Annotated in this window: 12 protein-coding genes; 6 read left to right on the top strand and 6 right to left on the bottom strand. The window is 70.2% G+C overall.

The window, feature by feature from the left end; genetic code table 11:
* Window positions 1-2: 2 nt before the first annotated feature.
* Both DN771_RS00245 and dinB read right to left on the bottom strand, forming a co-directional pair.
* On the bottom strand, window positions 3-869 hold the full coding sequence (locus DN771_RS00245; protein WP_162941378.1) for an SDR family oxidoreductase: 867 nt from the start codon (window positions 867-869) through the stop codon (window positions 3-5).
* Between the two features lie 244 nt (window positions 870-1,113).
* Window positions 1,114-2,358: a DNA polymerase IV gene (dinB, locus tag DN771_RS00240; protein ID WP_227462233.1), complete on the bottom strand. Its 1,245-nt coding sequence runs from the start codon at window positions 2,356-2,358 to the stop codon at window positions 1,114-1,116.
* Between the two features lie 136 nt (window positions 2,359-2,494).
* Between dinB and DN771_RS00235 the strand changes: the two genes are divergently transcribed.
* Both DN771_RS00235 and DN771_RS00230 read left to right on the top strand, forming a co-directional pair.
* The gene (locus tag DN771_RS00235; protein WP_116995330.1) at window positions 2,495-3,025 is read left to right on the top strand and encodes a DUF1697 domain-containing protein; all 531 of its coding nucleotides are present in this window, start codon (window positions 2,495-2,497) and stop codon (window positions 3,023-3,025) included.
* 71 nt (window positions 3,026-3,096) lie between these two features.
* Entirely contained in the window at window positions 3,097-3,915 is an 819-nt protein-coding gene (locus tag DN771_RS00230) for a thioesterase family protein (RefSeq protein ID WP_116995329.1), read from the top strand.
* A gap of 585 nt (window positions 3,916-4,500) precedes the next feature.
* On the opposite strand, the gene pyrE is transcribed toward DN771_RS00230, so the two are convergent.
* Entirely contained in the window at window positions 4,501-5,070 is a 570-nt protein-coding gene (pyrE, locus tag DN771_RS00225; protein ID WP_116995328.1) for an orotate phosphoribosyltransferase, read from the bottom strand.
* 96 nt (window positions 5,071-5,166) lie between these two features.
* On the opposite strand from pyrE, the gene DN771_RS00220 reads away from it, so the two are divergent.
* Both DN771_RS00220 and DN771_RS00215 read left to right on the top strand, forming a co-directional pair.
* Window positions 5,167-6,108 (top strand): LLM class F420-dependent oxidoreductase, encoded by a 942-nt coding sequence (locus DN771_RS00220; RefSeq protein WP_116995327.1) that lies wholly within the window; start codon window positions 5,167-5,169, stop codon window positions 6,106-6,108.
* A gap of 8 nt (window positions 6,109-6,116) precedes the next feature.
* Complete coding sequence (locus DN771_RS00215) at window positions 6,117-6,608, top strand: 8-oxo-dGTP diphosphatase (protein WP_205528342.1); 492 nt, start codon at window positions 6,117-6,119, stop codon at window positions 6,606-6,608.
* Window positions 6,609-6,642: 34 nt separating this feature from the next.
* Here the strand turns inward: DN771_RS00215 and DN771_RS00210 are convergent, their stop codons facing one another.
* A complete protein-coding gene (locus DN771_RS00210; protein ID WP_116995733.1) occupies window positions 6,643-7,479 on the bottom strand; it encodes an acyl-CoA thioesterase in 837 nt (278 codons plus the stop codon).
* Window positions 7,480-7,603: 124 nt separating this feature from the next.
* Here DN771_RS00210 and DN771_RS00205 point away from each other — a divergent pair, with 124 nt between their 5' ends.
* Window positions 7,604-7,993, top strand: a complete 390-nt coding sequence (locus tag DN771_RS00205; RefSeq protein ID WP_116995326.1) for a hypothetical protein — start codon at window positions 7,604-7,606, stop codon at window positions 7,991-7,993.
* Window positions 7,994-8,048: 55 nt separating this feature from the next.
* Here the strand turns inward: DN771_RS00205 and purB are convergent, their stop codons facing one another.
* Both purB and DN771_RS00195 read right to left on the bottom strand, forming a co-directional pair.
* A complete protein-coding gene (purB, locus tag DN771_RS00200) occupies window positions 8,049-9,359 on the bottom strand; it encodes an adenylosuccinate lyase (protein ID WP_116995732.1) in 1,311 nt (436 codons plus the stop codon).
* Window positions 9,360-9,453: 94 nt separating this feature from the next.
* Window positions 9,454-10,725, bottom strand: coding sequence for an adenylosuccinate synthase (locus DN771_RS00195; protein ID WP_116995325.1), 1,272 nt, complete (start codon window positions 10,723-10,725; stop codon window positions 9,454-9,456).
* An 88-nt stretch (window positions 10,726-10,813) separates the two neighbouring features.
* Between DN771_RS00195 and hisD the strand changes: the two genes are divergently transcribed.
* Window positions 10,814-12,196 carry a histidinol dehydrogenase gene (hisD, locus tag DN771_RS00190; RefSeq protein ID WP_162941377.1) on the top strand — a complete coding sequence of 461 codons (1,383 nt, stop codon included), beginning with the start codon at window positions 10,814-10,816 and terminating at the stop codon, window positions 12,194-12,196.
* The last annotated feature ends 26 nt before the right edge of the window (window positions 12,197-12,222 follow it).

Raw genomic sequence — 12,222 nt, 5'->3', positions numbered from 1 at the left:
GGTCACCCTCGCCCGAGGAGGCGCCCGTGCTCGGCCAGCCAGTCGCTCAGCCGCGCCGTTCCCGTCGACGGCCCGTCGCTGTCGGCCAGCCCGTCGATCGTGGAGTACAACTCCTCGCCGGTCAGGAGCTGCTGGCGGGTGACCCGGCCGACGATCCCGGCGCCGACCGCCACCACGCGCGCCGGCACACGGACGAGGCGGGCGCGGGATCCGACGACCTCCCGAACGGCACGGACGAGCTCGATGTAGGTGGGGCGTTCCGGGCCGACCGCGTCGATCGGCGGCGAGTCGAGCGCGGCGTCGGACTCCACGCACAGCCGGGCGACGTCGTCGACGTGCACAGGACGGACGCGGTAGCGGCCGTCGCCGGGGATGGGCATCACGGGTGCCTTCCGCAGGACGCGCGCCAGCTGGTTCAACAACGCCGATGTCCCGCCGAACACCACCGCCGGACGGACGATCACGTTCGGCACCCCGGTCGCCCGCACGACGTGCTCCACCTGTGTCTTGGCACGGAAGTAGGGATACCGATCGCCGTCGTCGGCGTGCAGCACGCTCAGGTGGGCGATCCGGCGCACGCCGGCCGCGGCCGCTGCGTCCAACAGCATCGTGCTGTGTTCCACGGCCCGTGCGTACCCAGAATCGTCCCCGGTGCGCATCCAGTACGTGTTGTAGAACTCGTCCACCCCGTCGAACGCCGACGCGAGCACGCTGGGCTGGCTGAAGTCCAGTGGCCGGACGTCGATCGTGCTCCCGGCGGGCGCGGCGCGTGTGGTGAGCGTCCGTACCTGGGCGCCGCGCGACTCGAGCCGTTCGGCGATCGCCGCGCCGATGTTGCCGAACGCGCCGGTGACCAGGGCGGTCGTCACGAGCCCACATCCATCCTCGAAGTCTCCCAGAGCCGGCCAGCGCATCTCACACCGCCCCTGAAGCGCCCGGTATTTGCCCTCCGGTCGGGCGGGCCGGGTGGCCGGCCACCGCCACGTGCGGACGGGAGGGTACATACCCCACCGAAGCGTCCGGTATTTACCCTCCGGTTGGGACGGCGACCAGCGGACGGCCCTGCGCCTCGCACGGCCTTTCCGCTCACCGCCCAGGCACCAACCGTTAGGGTCAGTCGGGCAGCTGAGGCACGGAGAACCCCTCGTCGCGCCCGAGGAGCACGGCGCGGGTGAGCGCCGTCGACCCGAAGCGGTCGCGCACGTCGTCGAGCACCCGGTCCACCGACTCCCGCTCGGGTGTCTGATCGGCGTGGAAGGGCAGCGTCAACTGGACGGCGTCGTCGTCGTCGAGGTTGGCGATCGTGAGGCCGACCAGGGTGACGCCGCGTTCCTCGATCATCGGAGCCGCGCCGGCCAGCAGCCGCCGCGCCACCGCGAGGAACGTCGCCGAGTCGTCGGTGGCGCGATCCAGGCTGTGAGACCGGGTCGCCCGCGAGAAATCGTCGAAGCGGAGACGCAGGATGACCGTGCGGCCCACCCGATCAGCCGACCGCAAACGCCGTGCCACGCGATCGACGATGGCGACGAGCATCGTGTCCAACTCGGCGGAGCTGGTCGCCCCACGGCCGATCGCTCGCTGCGAGCCGATCGTCCGGCGTCGCCGGGCCGCGCGCACCGGCCGCGGATCGCGATTCGAGGCGAGGGCGTGGACGTGCCGGCCCCGATGGGGGCCGAGGATCGCGACGAGCGCTGCTTCGGGAAGGGCGGCGATGTCGGCCACCCGGCTGATACCCCTGGCGTGGAGGAGATCCGCGGTCTTGGCCCCGATGCCCCACACCCGCTCGATGGGCATCGGGTGCAGGAAGGCGAGCTCCTCGGTCGGAGGTACGTGGAGGAGGCCGTCGGGCTTGCCGGCCGCACTGGCCATCTTGGCGAGGAACTTGGTCCGGGCGACACCGACACTGATCGGGAGCCCGACGCGCTCGCGCACGTCCTGTCTCAGGCGGCGGGCGATGTCCACCGGTGCTCCGGACACACGGCGAAGCCCGCCGACGTCGAGGAACGCCTCGTCGACCGAGATCCCTTCGACGAACGGGGTGGTGTCGTCGAACACGGCGAACACCGCCCTGCTCGCCTCCGTGTAGGCGTCGAGCCGGGGAGGGACGAACACGAGGTCGGGACATCGGCGCCGCGCCTCGGCGGCGCCCATCGCGCCGCGGACCCCGTAGGCCCGGGCCTCGTAGCTCGGACACATGACCACGCCGCGGGCCGGGCTGCCGACGCCGCCGATCCCACCGACGGCGATCGGCCGACCACGCAGCGACGCGTCGTCGCGCTGCTCGACGGCGGCGAAGAAGGCATCGAGATCGGCGTGCAGGATGGTCGCCCCAGCCTCCTCGCCTCGTCGCCCGATCACGAACGTATGTTCGCGGATCGGCGGAAGGTCGTCAACCGGGGCAGCGCCCGTTCGACCCGCGGTGGGTCGGTAGTGTCGAGGTCATGGGCCGGGTTGGGAGTGCGATGCTCGATCTCGTAGTCGGGGCCGAGCAAGCGTGAGCGTGCGCGTGGCGTTCATCCGCGGCATCAACGTCGGCGGGCGCCACAAGGTGCCGATGGCTGCGTTGCGCGCCGACCTCGAAGCGGTGGGCTTTGGCGACGTCCGCACGTACATCCAGAGCGGCAACGTCGTGTACCGGACGCGAGATCAAGGCACCCCGGCCGATGACGCGGCGGCCATCGCCAAGACCATCCGGCGAGCCCACGGATTCGCCCCCGCCGTCATGGCGTTCGAAGCTGCCGACGTGGCGGCCCACCTCGACGCCAGCCCGTACCGCGACGCCGACCCGTCGCAGGCGTTCCTCGTGTTCGTCGACGGAGATCCGGCCGAGCTCGGTGATCCGACGCCGTACGCGACCGACGGCGAGCAGTGGCAGGTCGGCCCCGGGGTCGTGCACCTGTACACCCCGAACGGACTCGGACGCAGCAAGCTGGGCGGACGGTACGCCGGGGCGTCGAAGGTCGCCACGACCACGCGGAACCTGGGCACGATCGCCGCCGTGCTGGCCCTTGCCGACGGCCTGTGACGACCGACCATGCGCCCGCTGGCGAGAGACCGGATCCGATCCCGGGCGGATCCCACCCGTAACCTCGGCGCGTGTCCGACACGTACTTCGCCGCTCCCGAACTGCGCACGATCGACGGCGCCGACGCCGAGTGGTTCACGCCCAGCGAGTTCGCCCGCGGTCCCTGGGACCCCGAGGCATGTCATGGCGGGCCGCCGACGGCGCTGCTCGTGCGGGCGATGGAACAGGCCGTCCCGACGATGCGCCTCGTGCGCGTCACGGTCGACCTCGGCAAGCCGGTGCCGATGGCCGGCTTCTCGATCCGCGCGACCGTCACCAGGTCGGGGCGGTCGGTGGCGGCCACCGCGGTGACGCTGAGCGACGTCGACGGGGTCGTGCGCGCCACGGCGATCGGGCTGCACATCGCCACCCTCGAAACCCCGATGTTCGACGGTCCACTCGACAACGCAGGGATCGAGTGGCCGCAGTTCGCCGACGCCGTTCCCGGCAGGTTCCCGATCCGCAAGATCCGCCACGGGCTCACCGGGTTCCGCGACTCGGTGGAGATGCGCTACCCGCAGGGCACCGTCGCCGGCGACATCGGTTCGAGCACGGTCTGGATGCGCACCATCGGCATCGTGGCCGGCGAGGAGCCGACAGCGTTCCAGCGCATCTGCCCGCTCGCCGACTGCGGCAACGCGTTCAGCCGGCACGCCGAGGCCGAGACGGTGAGCTTCGTCAACCCCGATCTGGCCATCGCCGTCCACCGCAGCCCGGTCGGCGAGTGGTTGGGCATGCGGTCGGTGTCGCAGTGGCAGCCCGACGGCATCGGCCTCGTGGCGTCGACCCTGTTCGACGATTCGGGTCCCGTCGGCACCGCGACCCAGACGATGCTCCTCCGCCCCGCCTGATGCCCGAAGACCTGATTCTCAGCCTCCGACGGTCGCGTTTCGGGCGCTCCTGTCGGACCTGTGGGTCAGGAACAGGTGTGACCGCTCTACTTCGGCACGATCGTCTGCTCCTGAGGCTGGAGTGCCGTCGTCGGTCGTCGGACGCCGGCGCCTTGTCGGTGTGACTGGGCGGTTTGGGTCGCCGGTTGCGGTTGCCGCAATCTCCGTCATCTACCTCGGGGTCTCGACGCCGGCTCGGCTCGTGGGGATGTTTTCGGGGGCTGGATCGTGACGGTTTTCGTCACGATCCAGCCCCAGGTCACCGAATGGCACGATCGAGCCCCAGATTCTCGACGTTGTCCAGCGTCCACCCGGCCACCGACGTCGACCTCACCTTCGGAGCAGCAGCCGTCACCGGCGAAGCGGACCGACCAGCGGCCAGCAGAAGACGAGAGAGGCGCGACGGCCCCGCCGACGTGCCGACCCAGCGCGCTCCCAGAGGCCCACCCCGTGCGCACTTCCACCGTTCAGAACCCATGAAAGCGACAGGAGCGCCCGAAAACGCGACGAGAGCAGTTCACGAATCCGGATGGGGCGGGCGAGCCGCTACGAGCCGAAGGGGAAGCCGAGGTCGGGAGCCGTCAGCATCGGGGCGAAGGGAATGCCGGCGGCCTCGGCCATCGCCGCGCACGTACCGCCGCGGTCGACGATGACCGTGATCAGCACCGGCTCGGCGCCGAACGCCCGCACCACTTCGGCCGCCTCGAGCAGCGAGGTGCCGCGGGTGACCGTGTCCTCGGTGATGACGACCCGATCGCCCGGCTGGAGGGCGCCGGCGACCCGACCGGTCACCCCGTGGTCCTTGGCCTCCTTGCGCACCGTGAAGCTGCGCAACGACCGGCCCCGCGTCGCCCCGACCGCGGCCACGCCGTAGGCGACCGGGTCGGCGCCGACCGTGAGGCCGCCGATCGCGTTCGCGTCGGCAGGGATGAGATCGAGGGCGACGTCGGCGACCAGCAGGATCCCTTCGGGCCGGCAGGCCGTCTGCTTGGTGTCGAGGAACCAGCTGCTCGTGGCGCCCGACTTCAGCGTGAACTGGCCGTGCTTCACCGAGTGGGCGAGCACGTGGTCACGCAACGCGGCGCGCGCCGGGTCGAGGGGCGGGAGGTCGGCCATGGCGGCGACGCTACCAACGCGACCGTAGGCGGAACCGGTCCGGCCTCCATGAGAGTCCGCCACAGGAAATCCTGCGGCGGACCCTAACGTGGCGCCGTGTTCGACATCTCGCAGCTCCGCATCTTCACCGAGCCCCAACAGGGCGCCACCTACGACGATCTGCTCGCCGTGGCGACCAAGGCCGAGGCGCTCGGCTTCGGTGCGTTCTTCCGGTCCGACCACTATCTGGCGATGGGCGGTGCCCTCGAGGCGGGCGGCCTTCCCGGCCCGACCGATGCCTGGACGACGCTCGCCGGCCTCGCTCGAGACACGTCGACCATCCGTCTCGGCACGCTCGTGACATCGGCGACGTTCCGGCACCCCGGCGTGCTGGCCATCCAGGTCGCCGGCGTCGACCAGATGTCGGGCGGCCGGGTCGACCTCGGCCTGGGCGCCGGCTGGTACCAGGCCGAGCACGACGCCTACGCCATCCCGTTCCCCGATCTGGGTGAGCGGTTCGACCGGCTCGAGGAGCAACTGGCCCTCATCACCGGGCTATGGGCCGCACCGGTCGGTGAGCGCTTCTCGTTCGACGGCGACCATTACAGGGTGATCGACTCCCCCGCCCTTCCCAAGGCGGTGCAGGACGGCGGCGTGCCGATCATCATCGGTGGCGGCGGCAAGAAGCGCACCCCGGCGCTCGCCGCCAGGTATGCCGCCGAGTTCAACACTCCCTTCAAGACGCTCGACGACTTCGTCTCCCTGCGGGCGGGCGTCATCGCCGCGTGCGAGGAGGCGGGCCGCGACCCGTCGACGATCACCTTCTCGGCCGCGCTCGTCGCCGCGGTCGGCGGCGACGACACCGAGTTCGAGCGCCGGGCCAAGGCGATCGGCCGCGAGCCCGATGAGCTCCGTGAGAACGGTGTGGCGGGGACGGTGGAACAGGCTCAGGCCACGCTGCAGGGTTGGCAGGACGCCGGCGCCGAGCGGGTGTACCTCCAGGTGCTCGACCTCGCCGACCTCGACCATCTCGACACCCTGGCGTCGCTCACCGCCTGAGCGCCGCCGTGACGCTCGACGAGATCGACTGGGCGACGTGGGAGCCCGACAACGTGGCGACGCTGATGTTCGTCCGCTGCGGCCACGACGTTCTGCTGATCCGCAAACTGCGTGGCCTCGGCGCGGGCAAGTTCAACGGTCCGGGCGGTCGGCTGGAGCCGGGTGAGACGCCACTCGAGGCGGCGATCCGGGAGACCATCGAGGAGGTCGTCGTCGAACCTGGCGACATCGAAGTTCGCGGCGAGCTGCGCTTCCAGTTCCTCGACGGCTACCGACTGCACGGTTATGTGTTCGTCGCCCACTCGTACACGGGTGTCCCCACTGTCACGGACGAGGCCATACCCCATTGGTTCCCGATCGATCGCCTGCCGTTCGACGAGATGTGGGCCGATGACCAACTGTGGCTACCTGCGGTGCTCGCCGGCAGTTCCATCGACGGCCGATTCGTCTTCGACGGCGACACCATGGTCGACCATCACCTCGACATCACGGGACCCTGATTCCGGCTCAGCAGCGCGCTCGGCGACAGCGCTCTCAGAAGCGGGCGAGGAATTCTTGGGCGTAGGTGGCGGTGTGCGTCCCGTCGAGCGCGAACACGTGACCGATGGACAGTCCGCGCCCACCGACGAAGCCATGGCAGGTCACATCGTGAAGGTGCCATTGATCGACTCGCATCGGGCGGTGGAACCAGATCGTGTGGTCGAGGCTCGCCCCGTAGTTCGTGCTCTCGCCGTCGTCCGGACGCTGCGGCTCGCCCGGCGGCACCGGGGGACGCGGCACGTACTGCGGATGGGAGTGGAGGACCGCCTCGGCCGGCACGTCGTCGGAGATGTAGGCGAGCCAGCACTGATGCAGCAGGGCGGCCGCCGGGTCGTCGAGCTCACCCGGCGACCCCGTGTGCCGGAACCATCGGAGCAGGCGCCCGCCACCGGTGCGTTCGCCCAGGTCGCCGGCATCGTCGGGGACGTCGCGACGCTCGAACGTCTCGATCCACGACACGTCGTCGAGGCTGTCGGGGCTCGGTACGTTCCGCGGCATCGTCACGGTCTGGATCGTCAGTGACTCCTCGAAGCGCTGGAACGAGGCCTCCAGGTTGAGGATGGCCCCGACCGCCTGGCGAGCGACGACACGGCGCGTCGAGAAGCTGCGACCGTTGCGGATGCGGTCGACCTCGTAGCGCACGGGCTCGCGATCATCGCCGCGCCGGATGAAATAGGCGCGCAGGGAATGGGGTGGCTTGTCGGCTTCGACGGTGAGCGCTGCGGCCCGAAGGGCCTGGGCAACGATCTGTCCGCCGTACAGGCTGTGCCAGGGATACTCCGGCCCGCTTCCCACAAACGTGTCGGGTCCGTGGGGCTCCAGTTCGAACATCGACACGACTCTATTCAGTCGCATTCTGCGTTTTGCCGGCGGCACCACAAAGACTGTTGCCTTTTGGGTCTTTGAACATCGTAGAGTTTCAGGTATGGCAGCAAAAAGAGGCCCCAAGAGCCCCATGACCGACGAGCACAAGGCCGCGTTGGCGCTCGGGCGGATCGAGGGACGCGCCGTTCGTGAGTACCTCGAGTCGCTGCGCGCCAACAAGCCACGTCGTGGCCGGCGACGCACCCCGGATTCGATCAAAGCACGCTTGAAGGCCATCGAGGCCGAACTGGCGGATGCCGATCCGTTGACTGAATTGAAGCTTCGTCAGGAACGGCGCAATCTCGAGAAGGAGTTGCACACCCGCTCGTCGGGGGTCGATCACGCGGCGATCGAGAAGTCCTTCATCTCCGTGGCCAAGTCCTACGGCGAGCGTCAGGGAATCAACTACTCCGCATGGCGCGAAGTCGGCGTCGATGCCGCGGTGCTGAAGAAGGCAGGAATCACCCGCAAGGGCTCGTGAACTGTCCGGCGATCCGGGCGGTGGTCAACCGCCGCCCGGACCATCGACGATCTCGTCAGCGACTCGCCATCGAGTGCAGTTCGCTGAAAACTCGGTCGATGTTTCGGACGGAACGGGCGAGGTCGAAGGCCTCGTCGAGTTGTTGCGGCGTGAGCGTCACGTCGGCGTCGTTCTCCAGCAACTGACGAAAGTCGACACCCTCCTCCCAGGAACGCAGGGCGTTGCGCTGCACGATCCGATAGGCGTCGTCGCGAGAGCGTCCCGCCGCGACGAGCGCCAGGAGCACCGGCTGGCTGAACACCAAGCCGCGGCTCGACCACAGGTTGTCCCGCATGCGGTCGACGTTGACCACGAGGCCGCCGAGGAGCCGATTGAGTCGTTGCAGGCAGTAGTGCACCAGCGTCGTCGAGTCGGGAACGATGATCCGCTCCACCGATGAATGGGAGATGTCCCGTTCGTGCCACAGGGCGACGTCCTGGAGTGCGGCGAGCAGGTTCGAGCGAACCACGCGGGCGAGACCGCTGATGGTCTCGGCCGAGATCGGGTTGCGCTTGTGCGGCATCGCCGACGAGCCCTTCTGGCCCGGTTTGAAGCCTTCGAGCACCTCGCCCACCTCGGTGCGCTGGAGGTGCCGGAGCTCGACGGCGATCAACTCACATGTCGCCGCGGTCGACGCACAGGCATAGAGGAGCTCGGCGTGCCGGTCGCGGGCGATCACCTGGGTCGCCGGAACCGCCGTGAGCCCGAGAGCCTCGGCGACGTGGTGCTCGACGGCCGGCTCGACGTTGGAGTAGGTGCCGACGGCGCCCGACAGTTTGCACACCGCTACGGTCTCTGTTGCCGTGCGCAAGCGTGTGCGGTCGCGATCGAGTTGCAGCGCCCACAGGGCCGCCTTGGCTCCGAACGTCGTCGGTTCGGCGTGGATGCCGTGGGTCCGGCCGATCATGACGGTGTCCCGGTGGGTCGTCGCCAGGTCGGTGACGGTGGCGATCAGGGTGTCGGCGGCGCTGACGAGGAGCCGGCCGGCGTCGCGCATCGCGAGGCACAGGGCCGTGTCGACGACGTCCGACGAGGTGAGCCCGTAGTGGATCCACGACCCGGCCGGGGCACCGATCGCCGCCTGGACCACGTCGACGAACGCGGCGACGTCGTGGTCGGTGATCCGTTCCCGTTCGGAGACGGCGGCGACGAACGCCGCGTCGGTCTGCGGGGCGCGCTCGCGGCAGGCGACGGCGTCGGCGTCAGGGACGACGCCGAGCGCGGCGTGGGCCTCGGTGGCGAGCAACTCGATCTCGAGCCAGCGCCCGAACCTGGTGGTGTCGGCCCACACCTCCCCCATCTCCGGCGTGGTGTACCTCGGAATCACGCCCCGACCCACCCGAGTGTTGAAGTGCTCCGGAGTGTCGGGCGCCCCCCTATCGGACGTTCGACACTCGGTTGGCGTCCACCAGCGGTCATCGTCAGCTCCAGATCAGGTAATCGTCGCGTTCGGCACCGACGCCGACGACACGGACGGGCACGCCGACCTGGCGCTCGACGAGCTCGATCAGCGCCCTCGCACCCGCCGGGAGGTTCGCCGGTTCGCGGACGCCGCCGAGGCCGGTGCCCCAGCCCTCGAGCGTCTCGTACACCGGCTCGACGTTGGCCAACACGTCGGCCCGATCGGGGTACGACGTGAGCGTGCGGCCGTCGACGCGGTAGTCGGTGCACACCTTCACCGTGTCGAAGCCGTCGAGCACGTCGAGCTTGGTCAACGCCAGTTCGGTGAGGCTGTTGAGGCGCACCGCCTGGCGCAGCATGACGCAGTCGAGCCAGCCGGCCCGGCGGCGGCGCCCGGTCACCGTGCCGAACTCCCGCCCGACGTCGACGAGCCGGTCGCCGTCGTCGTCGGTGAGCTCGGTGGGGAACGGTCCCGAGCCGACGCGTGTGGTGTAGGCCTTGGTGATGCCGACGATGCGGTCGATGTCACGCGGCCCGAGGCCGGTGCCGGCACAGGCACCGCCGGCGGTCGGGTTCGACGAGGTGACGTACGGATAGGTGCCGTGGTCGAGATCGAGGAACGTCGCCTGCGCTCCCTCGAGCAGCACGTGCGCCCCGGTGGCGAGGGCGTCATGGAGCAGGCTGACCGTGTCGGTGACGTAGGGAACGAGCCGAGCGCCGAGATCGCGGAACGTGGCCACCACCCCGTCGACGTCGACCGGTTCGCCCCCGCTCTCGGCGATGAGCTTGTTCTCGGCGAGCGCCCTCGCCCGCACGTGCTCGGCGAAGCGCTCCGGATCGAGGACGTCGCCGGCGCGGATGCCGACGCGCCGGGCCTTGTCGGCGTACGCCGGACCGATCCCCTTGAGCGTGGTGCCGATCTTGTCGTCGCCCCGCATCGCCTCGGCGATGGCGTCGTGGGCCTGGTGCCACGGGAAGATGAGGTGGGCGAGGCTCGACACGCGGAGCCGCTCGCAGCTGATCCCTCGAGCGGTGAGGGCGTCGATCTCGGCGAACAGCGTCGGCAGGTCGACGACGACGCCGTTGCCGATGACGGGGATCACATGGTCGTAGAAGACGCCGCTCGGCGTGAGCTGCAGGGCGTACCTCTCGCCGCCCACGACCACGGTGTGGCCGGCATTGTGTCCCCCCTGGTAGCGGACCACGTAGCCGTGCTCCTTGGAGAGCAGGTCGATGACCTTGGCCTTCCCCTCGTCTCCCCATTGCGCGCCGACGACGACGGTGACTGGCATTTGCCCCAGGCTAGTGCTGGCTACCGGGGGCCACCCAGGCCGTCAAGTCGTGGGGCGGCGGCGAGAGCCGGCCGATACCGTCTCGTGGGTGACGACGACGCGGCCTGCCTGGCCGGACAACGCAACGAACGTGCTGCGGGTGCAGCGCTGGAACGAGATGGACGACGCGGCGCGCGACGCCCTGTTCGCCCGCGGGCTCGACGACATCTTCGCCCCGGCGCTGCGGTCGTCGATCACCGATCTGATCGACGACGTGCAGGCCCGTGGCGATGCCGCCGTCTGTGACGCGCTGGCGAGGTTCGACGACGCCGTGCTCACCCCCGACCAGCTGCGGGTGCCGGCCGAGTTGATCGAGGCGGCGACGGTGAGCGACGAGCTCGACGTCGCGCTCGACGACGCCATCGCCCATTGCCGGGCGTTCAACGAGCACCAGCTGGCCCGGCTGGGCGACTGGTCGTTCGACGCCGAGCCCGGTCTGTCGGTCGGCGAGAAGATCACCCCCGTGGAGTCGGTGGGGCTGTACGTCCCGTCGGCGAAGGCGAGCTACCCCAGCGTCGCCTATCAGCTCGGTGTACCGGCGACGGTCGCCGGGGTCGGCCGCATCGTGGTGGCCGTGCCCCCGCTTCCTGGTGCCCGCCGTGGCGACGACCTCGCCGATCCCGCCGTGCTCGTCGTCTGTCGCAAGCTCGGGATCACCGATGTCTTCGTCGTCAACGGCCCGGCCGGCATCGCGGCGATGGGCTTCGGCACCGAGTCGATGGGGGGGTCGATCCCCAAGGTCCGCATGATCGTCGGCCCGGGCTCACCGGCAGTGACGCTCGCCCAGGTCGAGATGCAGCGCCACGGCGTGGTCACGATGATGCTTCTCGGCCCGACCGAGAGCCTCGTCGTCGCCGACGCCTCCGCCGACCCGGCTCGGCTGGCGGCCGACCTGCTGGTCGAGGCCGAGCACGGCACCGACTCCTCGGTCGTGCTGGTCACCCCCGACATCGAGCTGGTGGCGGCCGTGGACGCCGCCCTCGAATCTCAGCTCGCCGACCTGCCCGAGGCCCGGGCGATGGCCGCCAGGGCCTCGCTCGGCGCCAACGGCGGCGCCGTCGTCACCGCCGACCTGGATGACGCCGTGGCCGTGGCCAACCGCTTCGGCCCGGAACACCTCCAGGTCGCCGTGGCGCCGGAACACGAAGCGCGCGTCGTCGACGCCCTCGTCAACGCCGGCGAGATCCTCGTCGGTCAGCACCTGCCGTTCAGCGCCGCCAACTTCGTGGTCGGCTGCCCGGCGTCGCTGCCGACGTCCGGCTTCGCCGCGGTGTCGTCGGGCATCACGGCGGCGACGTTCGTCAAGCGCACGGCCGTCGCCCGCGCCGACGCCACGGCGCTGGCCCGCATGGCCCCGTCGGTCGTCGCCCTCGCCGACCACGAGGGCTTCCCCGCCCACGCCGCCGCCATCCGCCGCCGCGATCTCGCCTGAGGTCTCCTCACCCGAGTACCGGAGCT

Source organism: Desertimonas flava (assembly GCF_003426815.1).
GTDB lineage: Bacteria > Actinomycetota > Acidimicrobiia > Acidimicrobiales > Ilumatobacteraceae > Desertimonas > Desertimonas flava.
Note: the sequence above shows the minus strand (reverse complement) of the source record. Positions and strands in the feature narration are given on the sequence as shown.

Coding starts and splice junctions, on each gene's coding strand:
- DN771_RS00195 (WP_116995325.1), bottom strand. CDS start 10,725: ATGCCAGTCACCGTCGTCGTCGGCGCGCAATGGGGAGACGAGGGGAAG.
- DN771_RS00205 (WP_116995326.1), top strand. CDS start 7,604: ATGACCGACGAGCACAAGGCCGCGTTGGCGCTCGGGCGGATCGAGGGA.
- pyrE (WP_116995328.1), bottom strand. CDS start 5,070: ATGGCCGACCTCCCGCCCCTCGACCCGGCGCGCGCCGCGTTGCGTGAC.
- DN771_RS00210 (WP_116995733.1), bottom strand. CDS start 7,479: ATGTTCGAACTGGAGCCCCACGGACCCGACACGTTTGTGGGAAGCGGG.